This window comes from Bacillus sp. NMCN1 (assembly GCF_002998085.1).
GTDB lineage: Bacteria > Bacillota > Bacilli > Bacillales > Bacillaceae > Bacillus.
The window spans coordinates 792,572-811,957 of sequence record NZ_PVQL01000002.1 but is presented as its reverse complement, the minus strand read 5'-3'; the positions used below and the strand labels follow the sequence as shown (position 1 = coordinate 811,957).

21 protein-coding genes and 1 pseudogene are annotated in these 19,386 nt (G+C 43.4%); 5 read left to right on the top strand and 17 right to left on the bottom strand.

All coding sequences use genetic code 11. The annotated features are described in order from the left end of the window. Nucleotides 1–34: 34 nt before the first annotated feature. Both dapF and C6W21_RS13945 read right to left on the bottom strand, forming a co-directional pair. Nucleotides 35–889 carry a diaminopimelate epimerase gene (gene dapF, locus C6W21_RS13950; protein ID WP_106050844.1) on the bottom strand — a complete coding sequence of 285 codons (855 nt, stop codon included), beginning with the start codon at nt 887–889 and terminating at the stop codon, nt 35–37. Between the two features lie 269 nt (nt 890–1,158). Beyond that, nucleotides 1,159–1,395 (bottom strand): YuzB family protein, encoded by a 237-nt coding sequence (locus C6W21_RS13945; protein WP_106050843.1) that lies wholly within the window; start codon nt 1,393–1,395, stop codon nt 1,159–1,161. A 255-nt stretch (nt 1,396–1,650) separates the two neighbouring features. On the opposite strand from C6W21_RS13945, the gene C6W21_RS13940 reads away from it, so the two are divergent. Further along, on the top strand, nt 1,651–2,718 hold the full coding sequence (locus C6W21_RS13940) for an NAD(P)/FAD-dependent oxidoreductase (RefSeq protein ID WP_106050842.1): 1,068 nt from the start codon (nt 1,651–1,653) through the stop codon (nt 2,716–2,718). A 50-nt stretch (nt 2,719–2,768) separates the two neighbouring features. Here the strand turns inward: C6W21_RS13940 and C6W21_RS13935 are convergent, their stop codons facing one another. Next, complete coding sequence (locus C6W21_RS13935) at nt 2,769–2,999, bottom strand: WYL domain-containing protein (protein ID WP_106050841.1); 231 nt, start codon at nt 2,997–2,999, stop codon at nt 2,769–2,771. Between the two features lie 101 nt (nt 3,000–3,100). Further along, entirely contained in the window at nt 3,101–3,430 is a 330-nt protein-coding gene (locus C6W21_RS13930) for a YuzD family protein (RefSeq protein WP_106050840.1), read from the bottom strand. A gap of 121 nt (nt 3,431–3,551) precedes the next feature. On the opposite strand from C6W21_RS13930, the pseudogene C6W21_RS13925 reads away from it, so the two are divergent. After that, nucleotides 3,552–3,851: pseudogene (locus C6W21_RS13925) on the top strand (NifU family protein). Between the two features lie 50 nt (nt 3,852–3,901). Here C6W21_RS13925 and C6W21_RS13920 read toward each other — a convergent pair. From C6W21_RS13920 to yutH, 6 genes are all read right to left on the bottom strand, one after another. After that, nucleotides 3,902–5,872, bottom strand: coding sequence for an alpha/beta hydrolase family protein (locus tag C6W21_RS13920; RefSeq protein ID WP_106056526.1), 1,971 nt, complete (start codon nt 5,870–5,872; stop codon nt 3,902–3,904). A 101-nt stretch (nt 5,873–5,973) separates the two neighbouring features. Continuing rightward, complete coding sequence (gene thrB / locus C6W21_RS13915) at nt 5,974–6,906, bottom strand: homoserine kinase (RefSeq protein ID WP_106050838.1); 933 nt, start codon at nt 6,904–6,906, stop codon at nt 5,974–5,976. Further along, nucleotides 6,903–7,964 carry a threonine synthase gene (gene thrC / locus C6W21_RS13910; RefSeq protein ID WP_024423361.1) on the bottom strand — a complete coding sequence of 354 codons (1,062 nt, stop codon included), beginning with the start codon at nt 7,962–7,964 and terminating at the stop codon, nt 6,903–6,905. Before thrC ends, thrB begins: the two co-directional genes overlap by 4 nt. Further along, complete coding sequence (locus tag C6W21_RS13905; RefSeq protein WP_106056524.1) at nt 7,964–9,265, bottom strand: homoserine dehydrogenase; 1,302 nt, start codon at nt 9,263–9,265, stop codon at nt 7,964–7,966. Before C6W21_RS13905 ends, thrC begins: the two co-directional genes overlap by 1 nt. 222 nt (nt 9,266–9,487) lie before the next feature. Further along, nucleotides 9,488–10,456: a 2-hydroxyacid dehydrogenase gene (locus C6W21_RS13895; RefSeq protein ID WP_106056522.1), complete on the bottom strand. Its 969-nt coding sequence runs from the start codon at nt 10,454–10,456 to the stop codon at nt 9,488–9,490. An 85-nt stretch (nt 10,457–10,541) separates the two neighbouring features. Next, nucleotides 10,542–11,570 (bottom strand): spore coat putative kinase YutH, encoded by a 1,029-nt coding sequence (gene yutH / locus C6W21_RS13890; RefSeq protein WP_106050834.1) that lies wholly within the window; start codon nt 11,568–11,570, stop codon nt 10,542–10,544. A 115-nt stretch (nt 11,571–11,685) separates the two neighbouring features. Between yutH and C6W21_RS13885 the strand changes: the two genes are divergently transcribed. Further along, a complete protein-coding gene (locus tag C6W21_RS13885; protein WP_106050833.1) occupies nt 11,686–12,186 on the top strand; it encodes a phosphatidylglycerophosphatase A family protein in 501 nt (166 codons plus the stop codon). Nucleotides 12,187–12,232: 46 nt separating this feature from the next. Here the strand turns inward: C6W21_RS13885 and C6W21_RS13880 are convergent, their stop codons facing one another. From C6W21_RS13880 to C6W21_RS13870, 3 genes are read right to left on the bottom strand one after another with little or no spacing between them, the layout of a single operon-like run. After that, complete coding sequence (locus tag C6W21_RS13880; RefSeq protein WP_106050985.1) at nt 12,233–13,000, bottom strand: TIGR01457 family HAD-type hydrolase; 768 nt, start codon at nt 12,998–13,000, stop codon at nt 12,233–12,235. Between the two features lie 18 nt (nt 13,001–13,018). Next, nucleotides 13,019–13,453, bottom strand: a complete 435-nt coding sequence (locus tag C6W21_RS13875) for a DUF86 domain-containing protein (RefSeq protein WP_106050832.1) — start codon at nt 13,451–13,453, stop codon at nt 13,019–13,021. 19 nt (nt 13,454–13,472) lie between these two features. Beyond that, nucleotides 13,473–13,748: a YutD family protein gene (locus C6W21_RS13870; RefSeq protein ID WP_003213192.1), complete on the bottom strand. Its 276-nt coding sequence runs from the start codon at nt 13,746–13,748 to the stop codon at nt 13,473–13,475. Between the two features lie 120 nt (nt 13,749–13,868). Here C6W21_RS13870 and C6W21_RS13865 point away from each other — a divergent pair, with 120 nt between their 5' ends. Next, nucleotides 13,869–14,504, top strand: a complete 636-nt coding sequence (locus tag C6W21_RS13865; protein WP_106056520.1) for a YhcN/YlaJ family sporulation lipoprotein — start codon at nt 13,869–13,871, stop codon at nt 14,502–14,504. 40 nt (nt 14,505–14,544) lie between these two features. On the opposite strand, the gene lipA is transcribed toward C6W21_RS13865, so the two are convergent. Continuing rightward, complete coding sequence (gene lipA, locus C6W21_RS13860) at nt 14,545–15,456, bottom strand: lipoyl synthase (RefSeq protein WP_317615081.1); 912 nt, start codon at nt 15,454–15,456, stop codon at nt 14,545–14,547. Between the two features lie 312 nt (nt 15,457–15,768). Between lipA and C6W21_RS13855 the strand changes: the two genes are divergently transcribed. After that, entirely contained in the window at nt 15,769–16,713 is a 945-nt protein-coding gene (locus C6W21_RS13855; protein ID WP_411266037.1) for a M23 family metallopeptidase, read from the top strand. Nucleotides 16,714–16,747: 34 nt separating this feature from the next. On the opposite strand, the gene yunB is transcribed toward C6W21_RS13855, so the two are convergent. From yunB to C6W21_RS13840, 3 genes are all read right to left on the bottom strand, one after another. Further along, nucleotides 16,748–17,512 (bottom strand): sporulation protein YunB, encoded by a 765-nt coding sequence (gene yunB, locus C6W21_RS13850; protein WP_044140941.1) that lies wholly within the window; start codon nt 17,510–17,512, stop codon nt 16,748–16,750. Between the two features lie 75 nt (nt 17,513–17,587). Further along, nucleotides 17,588–17,893 (bottom strand): YunC family protein, encoded by a 306-nt coding sequence (locus C6W21_RS13845; protein WP_106056516.1) that lies wholly within the window; start codon nt 17,891–17,893, stop codon nt 17,588–17,590. A 67-nt stretch (nt 17,894–17,960) separates the two neighbouring features. Then, on the bottom strand, nt 17,961–19,334 hold the full coding sequence (locus tag C6W21_RS13840) for a bifunctional metallophosphatase/5'-nucleotidase (protein WP_106056514.1): 1,374 nt from the start codon (nt 19,332–19,334) through the stop codon (nt 17,961–17,963). Nucleotides 19,335–19,386 lie beyond the last annotated feature (52 nt).

Sequence of the window (19,386 nt, the reverse complement as noted above, 5' to 3'; positions counted from 1 at the left end):
TAAACGTGATGGTGCCTTTTCTCAAATAAATGGTTTAGAGATAAAATGTGCCGTCACAAATCGTTTCAGCAGGTCCTGTCATGAGCACATGCTCATTGTCTTTCCAGCGAATGATGAGATCTCCGCCTGCTAAATGAACCGTCATGTCCGTTTCTTTTTTCGCCTGTCCATTCACAATCGTGGATACGGCCGCCGCGCAAGCTCCTGTTCCGCAGGCTTGAGTAATGCCAGACCCTCTTTCCCAAACACGAAAGTGCAGTTCTGTTTCACTGACAACTTCAACAAATTCTACATTAACGCCTTCTGGAAACATGTCGTGTTTTTCGATGATTGGTCCAAGTGTATCAAGCGGTGCCTTTGCAATGTCCTCTAAATAGAAAACGATGTGCGGATTTCCCATTGAAACAGCCGTTCCATTTAAGGTCGTCGTGCCAAAATCAAGCGGTTCATTGATCGTTGTGCTGACCGGTTCACCAAGCATCGGCATTGCTTCTTTTTCGAAACGTGGTTTTCCCATATCTACTGTCACTAATTGAACGTGATCATTTTGTACATGGACGGTAGCTTCAACGAGTCCTGACAATGTCTCAATCTGGAACGTTGTGTCTGTTACGATTTGATGCTCATACACATACCTTGCGACGCAGCGCAGCCCGTTGCCGCAGTTTTTTCCCTCTGATCCATCATTGTTGAAAATGCGCATTTTCACAGGTGCAACATCTGATGGGCAAATAAGGATCATTCCGTCTGAACCGATTCCTGTATAAACAGAAGAAACCCGGATCGCTATCTCTGATAGCTGCTCTTCTGGAAGCTGTTCCTTCATCTGATTGACGTAAATATAATTATTTCCTAATCCGTGCATTTTCGTGAATTGAAATGATGTCATGAGCTTCCTCCAAAAATGTTGTTTCTTTATAGTATAAAAGGAGTCGATCCAGGAGACAATCTTATCATCCCCCGTTTTTCATACATAGAAGCTCTTTGCTGCCATGGCAAAGGGCTTTTATTATGCATATGCCTCTTTTTCTCTCATGTGATGCTTCATTTTGATGATATTTTATTAGCATAACATATTGGATGCGCTTTCTATTCATTCTCCTTAAAAATGGAAGCTCAAAGTATGAAAAAATGCACCTCATGACCCATGTGGTGCATTTAAAACATCTCATTTTCCTCTATAAAAGCATAAATATGCTCGACTAGCTGCTCTGCATTTTCTCCGGAAACAAATTCTCCATTCACGAGTGCAAATGGGGAGTCCATACATTTGCCGCAGTAGCTTAAACAGCCGTATTCCATCACGTCTAGGTTTGGGTCTTTTTCAAGCTTCTCTTTTGCTTCTTGAGACCCTTGTGCAAGATTACTTACACAAAATTCGATCAGTGGAAACACTGTGCATCACCTCACATTGCCTTACCATCCTACCGAAATTCCTTCTATTAGTCAAAATATGAGCTTCATCTGTATCGTTACGCCTATTCCTCGTAAAATGTTTTACTATTTAGGACTAACTGATGAATATGTAGGTTATTTTGAAACAATTATTGTGGTTTCACAGTAAATTCGATATAATTTTATTTGGTATTTTAACTTAAAGTTTTTTAGTATAAGTGTTTTTCAATGTCTACGGGGAAAAGGAGAATCGTCATGAAAAATTTAGTCTTGATCGGCGGAGGTTACGGGAATATGCGGGTTCTCCACCGCTTATTGCCAAATCAATTACCTGATGATGTCACTATCACATTAATTGATCGAAATCCTTACCACTGTTTAAAAACAGAATATTATGCACTCGCTGCTGGAACGATCTCTGATCATCACATTCGAGTATCTTTTCCAGAGCATCCGAAGCTGGATATTCAATATGGGGAAGTAGAAAAAATTGATATTGAAAACAAACAGATCTTATTCAGCGACCGTGAACCTATTCCGTATGATGATACGGTGATTGGACTCGGCTGTGAGGACAAGTATCATAATGTCCCTGGTGCGAAAGAACATACATACAGCATTCAAACCATTGATCAGTCAAGACATGCGTATAACAAATTAAACAATTTGAGCGCAGGCGCAACGGTTGGCATCGTCGGTGCTGGACTTAGCGGGGTAGAGCTGGCCAGTGAACTAAGAGAAAGCCGTGCTGATTTAAACATTATTCTTTTTGACCGCGGAGAGCTGATTCTATCAAGCTTCCCAAAAAGATTAAGTTTATATGTGCAAAAGTGGTTTGAAGAAAATGACGTCAAGATTATTAACTGTGCCAATATTACGAAGGTTGAAGAAGGCGTTGTGTACAACCATGATGACGCCATTGAAGCAGAGGTCGTCGTGTGGACAGCAGGCATTCAGCCAAGCAAAGTGGTACGAGAGATGGATGTTGAAAAAGATGCGCAAGGCCGCGTCGTATTAACACCTCATCACAATCTCCCTGGGAATGAGCATGTCTATGTCGTGGGTGACTGCGCAAGCTTGCCGCATGCCCCAAGTGCACAGCTTGCCGAGGCGCAGGCAGAACAAATTGTTCAATCTCTGCAAAAACGCTGGAAAAATGAGCCGCTTCCTGAAGCTTATCCTCAGTTTAAGCTAAAAGGGGTCTTAGGATCTTTAGGGAAAAAATCCGGCTTTGGCTTAGTAGCAGATCGTCCACTTGTTGGCCGTGTACCAAGACTTCTAAAATCTGGACTCCTTTGGATGTACAAGCATCATAATGGCTAACATCATGTGAATTTTTTCTCAAAGCTCCTTCATGATGAGGGAGCTTTTTTCTATGAAACGGCATGTGCCGATGAACGGGTTAATTTGATCGGAGCAAGGGCAAGAATGCAGTCTTTACGAAAAGTTCTCATCGTTTTCTTCGATAAACAATATGCTTGGATGAGCTGGTCTGATTGACGGTGGACAATGATTTTGCGCTTCGTGCACTCTCCGTTTTTCTTCATATAAATCATCTCAATCGGTATTTGCTGATGAAGAGATTGCTTCAGTAAATAATTCATGATGCTCACGCTCCTTTTATTTTATTATAATCGAACAAACGTTCTTTTTCAAGTCGAAAAGGAACGTTTGTTCTGTTTGTTTACTCAAAAAAAGAACAGTTTTATTCACTGCTCTCCTTGTATCCGTACTTCTCCATTTCTTGATAAATGTCTTTTAACTTTGGATTGCCTTCTCCAACAATTTGATCCTCCACTAAGACAAGCGGATAAAAGAATTCATCCTCAAGAATTCGTTCAGACAATTCCTTTTGGTGTTCGTTTTCTGGCGGGTGCTCAATATCAATATATGTGATGCGAAATGGCTGATTCGGATATTTTCGTTTTAATGCTGCATCTAACCACTCAAATGTGTCTTTTGAAGAAGGCAGATTCACACAGCTAGCGCACAGTACATCTCTTCCATATACATAAAGATCAACGGTTTGATTCATTTGGCAAGCCCCCTATTCTTTCTTTATTTTAGCTGAATTTTCTGTATGAAAAAAGGCAAAATCACTTTTTGTTTCAAGATGAGATTGTGCTATAATGAGAAGGAAACTTTGAAACCAATCAATAGATTTTTATCGTCCAGATGAATATAATGGTGATATGTTGTGAAAGGAGCGATTGTATCTAATGACTGAAGTCGAAATGAAAGACCAAGTACAGGAAGTACTAGACAAACTTCGTCCATTTCTATTACGTGATGGTGGAGACTGTGAGCTTGTAGACATTGAAGATGGCATTGTAAAATTACGTCTTCTTGGTGCATGCGGCAGCTGCCCAAGTTCAACCATTACATTGAAAGCCGGTATTGAGCGCGCATTATTAGAAGAAGTGCCTGGCGTTGTAGAAGTTGAACAGGTTTTCTAATTCATATATGACATGAAAACGACCCGAATTTGGGTCGTTTTTTTTCATGATTAGCTTAACTTCTCTCTAAACCATTCCTTTATAAAGGTCAGTCTTTGAACACGCTGCCCGGGATGGCCGCTTCTTGATAAATCATGAGATGCCTTTGGGAATTTGACAAGCCTTGTATCTTTCTCAAGCTCCTTCAATGCTACAAAAAGCTGTTCTGCTTGATCAACTGGGCAGCGATAATCTTCATCGCTGTGCAGGATAAGAAGCGGCGTGTTCACTTGCTTCACGTACTTTAGCGGCGAACGATCCCATAGCTTATCGGCTGACTCATAAATATCCCCATCAATCTGCCACCTTGTGAAGTAATAACCGATGTCACTAATGCCATAAAAGCTAATCCAGTTTGAAATGGACCGCTGTGTGACGGCTGCGCGAAAGCGACCGGTCTGCCCGACAATCCAGTTCGTCATAAAACCTCCATAGCTGCCGCCTGTTACTCCGAGCCTCGTTTCATCAAGGAAATCATAGGCTTTAAGCACATGATCAACAGCCAGCATGACATCCTCATAATCAACGTCACCATAGCTTCCTTTCACACGATCGGAAAACATTTGTCCGTATCCATGACTGCCATGAGGATTGATATACACGATGGCATATCCTTCAGCGGCGAGCATTTGAAATTCATGAAAATACGTATAACCATACATCGCATGCGGTCCGCCATGAATCTCTAAAATAAGCGGATAAGTCTTCCCGTCTTCCATTTGGGAAGGCTTCATGAACCAGCCATGCACCTCGTCGCCCTCTTTCGACTGAAACGAAAATGGCTCTGGTACCGATAGGATATGCTCCTTGAGAAAGGTGTCATGCTCAAACGTGATTTGCTTTAAATCCGCCTCCCCTAATGTCAGCTCATACAGCTCACTTGGTGAAACATGTGAGAGCTGGCTGAGAAGCAATTTGGATTCGTCTGGATGAAGGCTGAAGTTTGTGATATGTTCTGCCTCTAATCGAACAGGATAGGCTAAGCCTTCAACGGAGAAATAATAAATCCCTGTACTGCCTTGATCAGAAACAAGCGCATAAAATCCTTGGCTGTCCTTTGTCCACTGCGGAAGCTGATTGGCTTCGCCCATGATGCTATCCCCTGCCATACAGTTGCCCACATACATATCGAGCATTTCTGACAGCTGAATGACTTTTTCTTCCTTCAGATCATACAGCCATAATGCTGGGAAGGTTGCATTTTGAAATTCGCGCTCATGCCCGATATACACGAGGCTCTCTCCATTTGGAGCAAAAGACACGGTGGAATAAGAGCCAGCTGATTGTGTGATTTTCTTTGCCTTACCGTCCTCTAATGACAGGAGGCACACGTCACTTATGTAAGGTATCTGAGGATTTGATTGAATATAGGCAAGCCATTTCCCGCACGGAGAGAGCGTGTGATTCACATGATGATGCTGACCGCTTGTGACAGCCTCTACCTCTCCTGAGTGGGTATCGACTTGAATGATCTGCGTAAAACGCCCATCTAAAAAACCTCTGCCATCTGCTTTATAGGTTAAATCATCATATACCGCAGGAGCGAAATCATCTCGCTCTTCCTTTTTTTCATCATGTATAGACTCTGTTTGTTTCAGGGACACAGCCGCATAAATGAAAGCTCCATCTGGTGAAAAGACAGGATGAGATACCCCGTATGGAATCGCCGTTAAGATGCGCACGCCGCCTCCTTGGCTCTGGATCAGCGCCAGCTGAGGGACTTCCTTTGGCTTTTGTAAAATAAAAGCAAGCTGTCTGCCGTCTTTTGACCACACTGGCTGATGATGCTTTCCATCCTCAAATGTCCATTGTGACAGCTTCTCTGTCTCTTCATCTCGAACCCATAAATGGATGTTGTAATCATCTTTTTTCTCATTCACCGTGACTTTTGTAAAAACCGCCTTTTTTCCATCTGGTGAATAAACCGGATGAGAAACAGAAACAATCTTCGTTAAGTCTTCTGCCGTCATCAATTTCTTCATGAATGTATCTCCTCCTTTTATGCATAAAAAATAGTTCGATCCTCTAAATAATAATCCCTGCTTCTTCCCATAAAAACAAGCATAAAAAAGAACGTGCATCTTCACAGCACGTTCTTTACTTGATTGACAGGATCATGCTCCACGACAACACCTTCTACTGGTACCGTCAGCAAATCTACTTCACAATGCGGGAAGTTTTGGGCAAGCTGTTCTTTCAGCGCTTCTCCCTTCCCTTTTTCAACTAAGGTTAAGATTGTCGGTCCAGCACCGCTTAATGCTGTTCCATACGCTCCTTTTAGCGAAGCGACATGCTCTACCTTCGACAGCTCTGGGACGAGCATTGTGCGGTAAGGCTGATGAAATAAATCCTTATTCATCATTTCTCCAACAAGCGGCCAGTTCTGCGACATTAATGCAGCAACAAGCACGTTGCTCACAGCACTCGCACTGACAGCATGTTTATAGGAAAGATCCTCTGGCAGGACATCACGGGCATCCTTTGTCAGCACTTCATAAAAAGGAATCACGACGACAACATCTACGTCCACATGCTGCACTTTGACGGCATGTGTCTTGTCTTCTTCATGAAGACCAATCAGTAAACCACCGAATAAAGAGGCACCAGCATTATCTGGATGACCTTCTACCTCACTTGCAAAAAAGAGCTTCTGATCATCCGTCATATTTAATTCGAGAAGCTGATTGGCCAGCTCAATGGCTGCCACAATTGCAGCAGCACTGCTGCCCAGCCCCCGTGCCAATGGAATATCACTCCACACTTTGACATAAACAGGCGGGAGTGTTTTTCCAAAATGATCTGCGACCTTTTTGGCTGTTTGATAAATGAGGTTGTCGGTGCCTGATGGAATCCCAGACACGACATCTGTTTCTGCTTCAAACAGCCAGCTATCATGGTCATAGACCGATAGCTTTAAATAGCGGCTGAGCGCCATTCCAACTGAATCAAAGCCTGGTCCTAAATTGGCAGTGCTTCCCGGTACTGTGATAGAAAAAAGCATGGAGGCTTTACTCATACGCGCGCAGCCTTTTCTAAGTGTTCAAGGATTTGATCTTCATCTGCATCGAGTGTGACCGGCTTGATTTGTGAAATATCAATCGCCGTATTCGGATCTTTCAATCCGTTGCCTGTTAATACCGCAACAACTTTACTGCCTGGCTTGATTTCTCCAGATTTCACCTGCTTTAGCACACCTGCGATAGACGCACATGAGCCTGGCTCAGCAAACACGCCTTCTTCACGAGCAATCAATTGATATGCATGAAGAATTTCTTCGTCTGTCACTTCATCAATCTTTCCGTTTGATTCATCTGCCGCCGCCACAGCTTGTTTCCAGCTCGCTGGATTTCCGATACGGATGGCAGTTGCCACTGTTTCTGGCTGCTCAATCACTTCATTTCGTACGATCGCTGCTGCACCTTCTGCTTCAAAGCCGCGCATGACAGGCAGTCCAGTTCCTTTTTTCTCATGGTATTCCTTGAAGCCTTTCCAGTAGGCAGTGATGTTCCCAGCATTTCCAACAGGAATCGCCAGCACGTCCGGGGCCGAGCCTAGCTGCTCACAGATTTCAAATGCCGCAGTTTTTTGTCCTTCAATTCGGTACGGATTGACAGAGTTAACAAGTGCAATCGGCGCTTTTTCACAGATGCTGCGGACGATTTTCAGTGCATCATCAAAGTTGCCGTCAATCGCAATGATCTCTGCTCCGTACATCACAGCCTGTGCAAGCTTCCCGAAGGCAATTTTTCCGTCTGGAATGATAACGATACATTTCATATCAGCACGGGCTGCATAAGCCGCTGCCGCTGCAGAGGTATTCCCTGTCGAAGCACACATAATCGTATCATTGCCTTCTTCTTTTGCCTTTGCAACAGCCATAACCATCCCGCGATCCTTGAAAGAGCCTGTTGGATTGACGCCTTCTGTTTTCACATGAAGCTCAATCCCCAGCTTTTCCGAAAGCTTGGCGAGGTGGATCAGCGGTGTATTCCCTTCATTTAATGTTAGTTTTGGTGTTGATTCGTTTACTGGTAAGAATTCTTGGAATTCTTCAATAAGTCCATTCCACTTCATCAGCTTAAACCGTTCCCTTCTACTCGGTACGTGCTCTTCACTTGAACCACCACGTCGAGATCGTTTAATTTTTGCAGGATATTTGAGAAATCTTCTTCTGAGGTCCGGTGTGTAATAATCACAATTTCAGCCAGCTCATCATGCCCTTTCACAGGAAGCTGAAGGATCTTTTCAAAGCTGATGCCTCTTTCAGAAAAAATAGATGTAATGCGGGAGAAAGCCCCGACTTGATCTCTGACATGAATTCTTAAGAACTGCTGAGCAAATACTTCCGATGGCGATTTGATCTTTTTCTCAAACTGCGGTGCGATAAAATTGCTTCCGTTCACACCCAGACGCATGTTTTTCATCACTGCGACTAAGTCGGATACAACAGCTGTTGCCGTTGGCAAACTTCCTGCTCCAGGTCCGTAAAACATCGTTTCTCCTACAGCACTTCCATAAACATACACCGCATTGAATTCATTGTTGACCGATGATAGCGGATGGTGATCAGGGAGTAAGGTTGGCTGGACGCTGACTTCCACTTTCTCTCCGTCTCGCTGGGCAATTCCGATCAGCTTCATTGTGTAGCCAAATCGTTTACTGAAATTAATGTCTTCATCAGAAACGTCAGAGATGCCTCTGACCTTCACATCGTCTAATTCCACATTCATGGAAAAACCGAGTCTTGCAAGAATCGCCATTTTCCTTGCTGCATCCAGTCCTTCTACATCAGCTGTCGGGTCTGCTTCTGCAAAGCCAAGATCCTGCGCTTCTTTTAAGACATCCTCATATGCGCTTTTATCGACGTTCATTTTCGTTAAAATAAAATTCGTTGTGCCGTTCACAATCCCCATCATCTTCGTGATGCGGTCAGAGGCCAATCCTTCCTCCAGCGTACGCAGAATCGGAATTCCTCCGGCGACACTTGCTTCATAATAAAGGTCACAGCCATTTTCTTTCGCAACATGTAAAAGCTCTGTTCCGTAAAGCGCCATTAAATCTTTATTGGCTGTAATAACATGCTTCTTCTCATTTAACGCATCTATTAAATATTGTTTTGTCTCTTCAATGCCGCCCATCACTTCAATAATGACGTCAACCTCTGGATCTCTAATCACATCGTATACTTCAGTTGTGAAGACCTCTCTTGCCACATCCACATCTCTCTTTTTATCGGGATTGCTCACAAGCACTTTTTGTATTAATACCGGACAGCCGATCTGGTGCATTAATTTATCCTGATGATCTTGGATAATCTTGACGACACCGCTCCCCACTGTTCCTAATCCTAATAGTCCAACTCGAATTGCCTTCACCTGAAATTCCACCTTTCTCCGTAAATGTCCTCTCTAAAAAGACATTTGTTAACCTAACACAGACATTCAATGTACACACATTATAAAGGGGTATCCTCATTTTGACAAGGTAATAAAATAAGAGATTGTTAGAATGAAACCGCTTAACAGCTATTTATATCAAGATTCTATATTTTCAAAATATTTTTGTTAGAAAAGCTCCCGAATCCGGGAAGCCTGATATTATGAACGAACCGGCGTTTTGGCTTGCTGACCTTGTAAGACGAGCGCAATATTTTCAGCACACAAACGCATCATCGTTTTTCTCGTTTCGACACTTGCACTTCCAATATGAGGGAGAACCGTGACGTTACGTAATGTTGTTAACGGATGAGACGGGCTGACAGGTTCCTGTCTAAATACATCCAGACCGGCTCCGGCAATTTTTCCTGTCGTGACCGCCTCATATAAAGCATCCTCATCTACAGTCTGTCCTCTTGATACGTTAATAAAATAAGCAGAGTTCTTCATCAGATCAAATGCCTTTTCATTAAACATGTCTTTTGTTTCCGGGGTTAACGGCGTCAGGCAGACGACGAAATCAGACTGCGTGAGCAGTTCCTCAAATGGCGCATAGGTCACACCGAGCTGCGCTTCTGCCTCTGGCTTTCTTGACCGGTTATGGTACAGCACCTTCATGTCAAAGCCTGCTGCCCGCTTGGCAAGCGCTGTTCCGATGCTGCCCATGCCAACAATCCCAAGGGTTTTATGATGAACATCAGCTCCTGCAAGAAGAAGCGGTCCCCAGCCTGTCCAATTTCCTTCCTTAATCCAATCACTCGCCTCGATAATCCGTCTAGCTGACGCCATCAGAAGGGCAAAGGCTAAATCAGCCGTGGATTCTGTTAATACATCAGGAGTATGACAAATGGTGATATTGCGCTTTTCAGCTGCCACAAGATCAATATTGTCATAGCCAACAGCAAGGTTTGCGATCACCTTAACATGTGGAGCCTTTGATAAAAGAGCTTCATCTACTTGATCTGACAGCATGGTGAGAAGTGCATCCGCTTTCGCAGCTTGTTTTTCTAATTCTTCTCGTGGACATGGCTCATCCTCGCTCGGCCACATCTCGATATGAGCGACTTCTTTTAATGGTGTAAGTGATGCTTCATCCAGCTTTCTTGTGATATAGACATAAGGTTTCGTCAAGAAGAACACTCCTTTGATTGATTTCTTTAAGCATAACGAAAAACGCCTCAAGAGAAAAGAGACGTTTCCTCTGTTCACTGAAACTTCAAATCAGTGGACCTGTGATCCAGCCAACAGCCGGAATGAGGCTCCCGCCGCTTCGCATGGCACTCATTTCTTGAAAGACCTTTAGAAAGTATTCATAGCGATTGGCATCATTTAAGACGTAATCTAGCCGTTCTTCATAATATGATTTTTCATTTTCTCCCGACATGTAGTAGCCTTCCACAATTTCAAAATAATGAAGCGGGAACAACAAGCGGCTGTATAACAAACGCTTAGAAAAGGAAGAAAGAGGGGTGACCTGCTCATATTGCTGAAGAAAGGAGAAGCCCTCTTCAATTAAATCTTCCTTATGCTGGACAAAGGTTTCTCTTAAATATTCGGCAATATCCCGGGTCGGATGATCAAAAACCCAATCTACAGGTAAACGAAGCGGCTGCTCATGCGGCCAAGTCCTCCGCGAAAAACGCTGGTGGCAGACAGTGCCCGAGTCACATTCTTTCGGTTCATCATCAAGCTCAGTATCCACTAAATATTGAATGGCGTTTTCCGTTAATCCAAGATAATACGGAAAGGATTCGATGAATTTTTTTTCAAACTGTTCTAGTGGTTTTTGGTGCATTTGCTGCATCCAAAAGCCTTCAAGCTGATCTAACCGTTTTGCCCACAATTCCTTCCAGGCTCCCACACGTTTTGTTTCGGATACCTCATATGGAAATCCTCTTCCCCTGACATGAAAGGCCGCTAGCTCTGACGCCTGTTGAAATGAGCGGCTTGAGATCGGCGGTGCTGCCTTTAATAAAGCATACAGATCCTTTCCATGAGTAAAGATGGGCTTCTCTTCATTTGTTAATTCAAACACAGCGACGTATGGGTCTCCGGCATTCAGTAAATACTGACTGATATGATACAGCTCTGTGAGTTCTTCTTCTCGCAAATGAGACACAGGAACAATGATGAAGAGAGCCTCCGACGTTTGAAAGCTCTGATAACTGCCATATGGCATAAACTGACGCACATCAATACCAAATGTGTGATAAATGGTTTCTTTCATGTTTTCACCTGCGTTCATATGATCGATCTCTTATCATATCGTAGTCGCAGGTTGAATGATTTATGAATACTATTTACTATCCGAAGCTTTTTACCACGTTGTGGACAAATTACAAGGATTGGGTGAGGAATATATGCCGCATCATCATGAGATGAACGAAGTAGAAAAAACAGCAAGACGCCGTTTACAAGAACGAGGCGTATCCATTCAAGATATAGCTGACCTTGTCTACTTTTTACAGGAAAAATATCATCCTGGCTTAGACATGACAGAATGCATCCACAATGTGGAGCGCGTCATCGCAAAACGAGAAGTCCAAAATGCGATATTAACAGGCGTCGAACTAGACGTACTAGCCGAGCAAAAAAAACTGACCGAGCCGCTTCAGTCCATTTTAGAAACTGACGAAAGCCTGTATGGAGTTGATGAAATTCTCTCCTTTGCTATCGTCAATATTTATGGTTCGATCGGCTTTACGAATTACGGATATATCGATAAAGAAAAACCAGGGATTCTCGGGAAACTCAATGATAAATCCACAGGCAAGTGCCACACCTTTTTAGATGACATTGTCGGCGCCATTGCTGCTGCAGCATCAAGCAGGCTTGCACATAGTACGAGAAATGCGGAATAAGCAAAAAAGAGGACGCGCGCGTAACGCTTGTCCTCTTTTTTTATGATCATCGCTCAATCCACTCGGATAATGAATCAATGACATAGGTTGGCTGTTTGTCATACTTCTGAAGCAACTCTTTTGTTGTCACGCCTGTATGAACGAGTAATGTGTCCATTCCTGCATTCATCCCTGCCATAATATCCGTATCATAGTTATCACCCACCATGAGCGTCTCAGACACATCGGTCCCGAGCACCCTCATCGCTTGTTCCATGATAATCGATTCTGGCTTCCCGATAAATGTTGGCTGGACCGTAGTGGTGACGGTCAATACAGATGTTAACGAGCCGTTCCCTGGCAGAAGCCCTCTTTCTGTTGGAATGGCGATGTCTCCATTTGTTGAGACAAATTGTGCGCCTTGACGGATGGCAATCGCACCGACTGCGAATTTTTCATATGTAATGTCGCGGTCAATTCCAACAACAACGAAATCAGCGTTTTCCTGACCAAACGTCAGCCCTTTTTCTTCAATGGCCTGCTTGATTCCTTCTTCACCGATGACGTAAACAGACGCGTCTTTCTTTTGTTCAGCAATATAATTAGCCGTCGCCATACTTGTTGTAAAGACTTGTTCTTCAGTTGCTGGGATATCGAATGAAACAAGTTTTTCCGCTACCTGCTTTGGCGTGCGTGACGAGTTATTCGTGACAAACAAGTAGGGAATGTTTAGCTCATTTAACTTATGAACAAATTGACCTGCTTCTTCGATCTTTTCTGTTCCTTTATACATGGTTCCGTCTAAATCAATTAAATAGCCTTTGTATTTCATGATGCTCACAACTCCAATGGATTATTTAAACGCTGATACTGGGCCAAGCTCCTGCTCCAAGTAGGTACGGATGCGGTTTGGGAAAACATGTAGCGCATGCTCAACCTCGCTGATTACCTGCAGCAAGTCGTGATGAACCACTTCCTGGTATTGCTGCACAAGTGTTTTACGACACGAGACAAGCTTTTTCAGCTGACTGCCTTCCTCTTCTGGTACAACCTTTTCATCAACAAGAATATCCATGATGTCATCATAGCTTCCTGGATCACGCATAATAAAGCCATCAATCATGTCATTTCCCGTATCAAGAATACATTCGACGAGCAAATGAACAATTCGTTCCAGCGCTTTTTTCTCTAATGGACTTGTCCATGTTTGATGACTGCGCATCAATTCATATTGCTCCTCGAAAAAACGTAATGTCTCTTCAATCTTTTTTCTGTCTACGAAATACATCATGACGCTCCCCTTTGCGTTATTTTCTGATTCGTTTTAAGACAAAATAGGCACAGCCAAAATTACAGTATTCATAAATGTATTCATCGAGTGTGCTGATTTTTGTATCAAATGTGGCCTTTTGGTTTTGGTCATCAAAGAACCCCTTCAGTCTCAGCTGATTGTAGCCCCAGTCCCCCACAATATAATCATACTTATTTAAAATATCTGAGTACCTTGCTTTAAACGCTTCTTCATCAAAACCGTCTTTAATATCTCTTACAAGATCAAAAGTAGCATTCTGAATGACGATCATCTTCTCACCTCTTTTTAAACGATCCATCTTTAATGATAATTCATTGGAAGAACTCCATCAATTGCTAAAGCATGTTTTTTCCGTTTTAGCCGAAGCTAAAGAAAAAAGGAGGTCACATTTATGAAGAAACAACTGACAGCCGCGATTCTCCTCAGCATGCTTTTAGGCGGGTGCGGCTTTCAATCAGGTATGAACCGGCAAGTGGATCAGGATTCACCAAGTAAAACCATCCGTCTATCGGATCGTCATGAAGGAAATAATTCCAATATGCCAGAAGCAGACACAAACAGAGCAGGGTATGTTCGTTATCAGCGCCAGCAAGTAACGGATCAGAAAGAAAGAACACCTGCTTTAAATCGCGAGCATCTTGCCCACGTCATTACAAGTTTAACTGTGCAGCTCCCAAACATCAAAGATGCAGCCACACTTGTGACAGATGAGGATGCACTGATTGTGTATCAAACAGGAAACAAAAACCGGGATGAATCTGCCGATCAAGTAAAGAAAACGGCGGTTTCTGTTCTCCCTCGTTATTATCATGTATACGTCTCTGATAATCCAGAGCACTTTCAATCCATTGCCAATTTTTCACGTCTTCAAACCAATTCACGTGATTTTGATCAAATTTTAACCAAAACGATTCAACAAATGAAATATTCCCCACAAGGTGGAGAAATTTCTACGGAAGAAGATGCAAATGGCATGACGAATTCCGATCGTACCATGAGAAGAAACGCTCCTTACGGCCAAAATTAATACGAGAAAAAACGCCAGAAGTGCTCTGGCGTTTTCTTTGTTATGCTTGCGCCTGACGCTTTTTAGACGCTTCGTTTACTTGTTCATCTGCATGATAGGAAGAGCGCACAAGCGGCCCAGCTTCACAATGGCTAAAGCCTTTTGACATCGCAATTTCCTTCAGCTCTGCAAACTCATCCGGATGGTAGTATTTTTGAACTTTCAAATGCTTTTTCGAAGGTTGTAAATACTGACCAATCGCCATAATATCCACGTTGCTCGCAAGAAGATCATCCATGACTTCAATGATTTCTTCCTTCGTTTCACCTAGTCCAATCATAATGCTTGATTTCGTTGGAATATCGGGCTGCATTTCTTTCGCACGGCGCAAGAATTCTAATGAACGATCATATGTAGCACGTGCACGAACCCTTGGCGTTAATCTGCGAACTGTTTCAATATTGTGATTTAAAATGTCAGGACGTGTGTCCATTAACGTCTTCAAATTATCGTAATTGCCACCCATGTCTGAAGGGAGAACTTCAATTGTCGTGAATGGGCTTTTTCTTCTAATGGCACGAACGGTTTCAGCAAACACACCTGCTCCGCCATCCTTCTGATCATCCCTTGCAACCGCTGTTATCACAGCATGCTTTAAGTTCATCAAAGCCACTGAATCTGCCACGCGTTCCGGCTCTTGCAGGTCAAGCTCAGTTGGAAGTCCAGTTTTCACCGCACAGAAACGGCATGCGCGCGTACAAACAGATCCAAGGATCATAAATGTAGCGGTTCTTCTCACTGCCCAGCATTCGTGAATATTCGGACATTTTGCTTCCTCACAAACGGTATTCAGGTTGTTTTCCCGCATCATTTTCTTCAAACCAGTATAGTTTTCATTCGTATTCAGCTTAATTTTAAGCCAGTCCGGTTTTCTTACGTGCTCTTCCTTCTTTGCCAATTCCATCATCTCCATATGAGTTCGTTAAAGGTGCATCTACAAAAATCTTCCTGCTATATACGATGGATGCAGCTAAGAAGCTGCAAAAAATTGAATCTTCGGCCTAAAGCCTTTTCTTTAGACACTTTAACATAGTACAGATTGAACAACAAGGGAATGAGCTGCAAAAATACCCAAAAGCCTCCTAAAAAAATCAGATGAAAATTACTAACATTTTCTTCTTATGAAATAGGGTGATCTAACCACACTAAACGGTAGAAGACGATGCTTGATGAAAGGAGATGGACGTTTGTGAAAGTGGTTTTAGCCATCATGATCGCTCTTTCAATGCTCCCTTTACCTGTTCATGCACAAGGGGAAGGCAAGCAGCTAGATGAACTGAAGCAGCGAATGGCACTATACGAAAAAGTCGCCATCACGACACAAGTTCCATGGTATGTGCTTGCTGCGGTTGATCAGTATGAGCACAATATTCGAAAAAGCAGAAGAGATTTACCGAAACAAAAAGGCGTCATTGGTATCTACATTCCCTGGGAAATGTGGATCGGCCCTGAAAACCCAAATAAGCAGGATACCTCTCCTTTAAGCATTAAAGTGTTTGACGGAATTGGACTTGATGGAAACGGGGATGGAAAAGCGAACAGCGATGACGATGAGGATGTATTATACACGTTTACTCAATATTTGCTTCTTTACGGCAGCAGCATTGATCAATTAAAAATTGCTTTATGGGAATATTATGGACGAGATCAAACCGTTGGAATCATTTCATCTTTTATGAAGCTATTTCAGCACTACGGCCATCTTGACCTCGGAAAGCATGCTTTCCCTCTTCCGGTTGGAGCTGACTACAGCTACCGGAGCACATGGGGAGATGCGAGAGGGTTTGGAGGCAGAAGAATTCATGAGGGCACGGATTTATTTGCCCATTATGGACTTCCCGTTCGTGCGACATCGTATGGCGTGATTGAAATGAAAGGCTGGAACCGCTTTGGCGGCTGGCGGATTGGTATTCGAGATATTCATAATCATTATCATTACTTCGCTCATTTAAATGGCTTTGCAAAAGGACTCAAAACAGGTCAAATTGTTGAACCCGGACAGGTCATTGGCTCTGTCGGAAGCTCCGGTTATGGTCCCCCAGGCACAGCCGGAAAATTCCCGCCGCATCTTCACTATGGCATGTATAAAGACAACGGCAGAACCGAATGGTCTTTTGATCCATATCCTCATTTAAGGGCGTGGGAAAGGGCTGAGCGGAAACGCAAATAGAAAACAGCCCAATCATTCCTTGGGCTGTTTTTCATTATTCTTTCTTCTCCTTTTTCTCTGGGAGAACAATCGATGGGGCACCTGAGTTTGTTCCACTGCCGTTGTAATAATCTGGTACGTCTCCTTGTACGGCTTGTATGGAGACGGGAACTGAGTTTTTGACCACGATTGTTTCAGATGCAAACGGGATAATGACTCTCACCTTGACCTCGATCAGAACACTAATATCAATTAAGGCATTGTTGATGCCATAAGGCTTAATGTTTTTTTCAACGTCTGTATGCGGGTCACCAATGACACTAAAGCGGACAGGTACTTTTGGTCCTAGGTTGGCGATAAGTGCATTTCCGGACGCTTGCCCAAGTGGAATGTTATATATAATGCCATCATGTCCATCTGTTTGATCCTTTAATGCTTCTTTGGCCTCTTTTTGAAAGTTCCCCTTTTCAATGTCCTCTAAATTTTTTTGAAGATGACGTGACAGGTCAGCCATTGCTTTCGATGTTGCTTGCGCATTAAAATCGATGGTCGTCACTTTTCCGTTCTCACTTGTATTCATGACCACCATATCCTTCATATTCTCCTGATCTTCTGCAAAATCTTGAACGGAATATTGGATCAGATGATTGGCGATACGCTCTGTTTCTAGTTCAGCAATGTGAATCAGGGTTGGTTTAATTGAACGGTTAATAAAAAATAGACTAATGACGGTTGAGAGTACAAAGAATAAGATGGCAAGCAGCATGACGTATCGAAATGGCAAAGGGCCCTTTTTATAGGGGCGATAGCGGCGGTTCATTCTCAATAAAAAATCCCCCCTTCTCCACTACAAGTGTATGCAGACAGGCGGGGGGATAGGAATCATCTCTCCATTTTATTTCACCATTTTTAATAAGGCGTCTCTTCCAATCGTTCCAGCTGTAATGCCTAGCGCTTCTGCGGCATATGTCACGGATTCTAAAGGGGCATCAAGCAATTGCTCAATGGTTCTCACACCAACTGCTCTCCCTGCAATAATTCCTCTATCTGCAAGCTTTTCATTTAAGAGCCCGACATCCAGTGCACCGCACATAATATACCCATATTCATTTGTCACTGCCATGAAATTCGTTTTCGGCAGCTTGACGGTGATGGCTGTAAAGGAATGGCCATCAATTTTAATAGGTGTTAAATTCACCAAATCCCTTCACTCCTCTCAACACAATCTATGTGACAAGAGGGCGAGTGTTGTTAGGCTGAAGCGGATTTCAGGTTGCTTCCTTCAAGCGCCATGTCAGAACATCACGTAAAAATTCCGGCATGAAATATTCAATGTGTTCATGGTCACGGATATGAGGAAATAGAGAGCCTAATGTATACATATCGACTGTGCCAACCGTATAGAAAGCGTCCTTTTTGATCAATTGATCATGTACAAAGACATCCTTTACTCGTTTGGTTTCGCCTTCTTCTACTGTATAGGTGAGGCCGCTAAACAGCATTTTCCCCATCAGCTCGCCTCTAAAGCCGAAGCCCTTGATGCGCAGCTGTTCCATTTTTTCTTCATAGGCACGCCGAACGGTTTCGATGAGCTGTTGACCGGTAAGCGTCACCCGAATGGGATTAATGGGATGCGGGCAGATTCGGTGGACTTCTTCTCTTGTCACGATTCCTGCCTCTAATGAATCAAGCACCATACCTGCATTCATCATACCGATATCTGCCCCGCACCAATCTTTAATGGCATCTGTTAAGAGCTGCGGAAGCGGGGATTCATCAAACCACTTCGTTTCTAGCCTTGATTCAATCGCTGTTACTTTCTCCTGCATGAGGGCTTTCGCTCTTCTCTCTGCTTGCTGTAAGGTAGTGATGGCTTCATCTGATTCACTGATCAGCTGATCCACTGACTGTACTGTCGCTTTTTTCTCGATCAGCTCTTTGCTCACTGTGTCAATGGTCAGCTCGACACAGCCAATATAATGCCCATACTTTTCAGCGCATGCAAGCAGCACCCCGTTATCCATTTCACCCTGCTCTAACAAATGATGCGTGTGTGAGCCTAGGATGATGTCGATGTCAGGAAAATCACGGGCGACCTCCCGATCATGGATGATACCAAGATGGGATAAGAGCACAATGACATCCGCCTGTTCCTTCACTTCCTGCAGCATGCCCCGTATGCTGTCAAACGGATCTGTAATCTCCCAGCCCAGCTTTTCATAGACGGGTGTATACGCAATGGTCACGCCTAAGAGACATATTTTTAGTCCGTTTTCCATTTTGATCATATGATAGGGCTTTGCCCACGATGGCCTTTTGCCTTTCTCAAATAAATTAGACAGGACCACTGGAAATTGTGCATGCTCGTACAATTGATCCAGCTGATCATGAGGCAGCGTAATACCTTCATTATTCCCAATCGTGACCCCGTCATAGCCAAGCTGATTGAGGAGCTTGACGTTTACCTTTCCATAATCAGCTTCTGACACGAGGTTCACTCGGTCCATATGGTCGCCAATATCAAACAAGAGCATCTGATCGTGAACTTGACGCTTTTCTTCAATATAAGCTGCGATTTTTGGCCAGTTCTCAAAGTGGCTGTGCAAATCGTTTGTATGATATAACCATAGCTTCTGCAGCATGTTGATCTCTCCCTCAAGTTGTCACTGAACCGTCTCATTCAGGTTGAAAGCC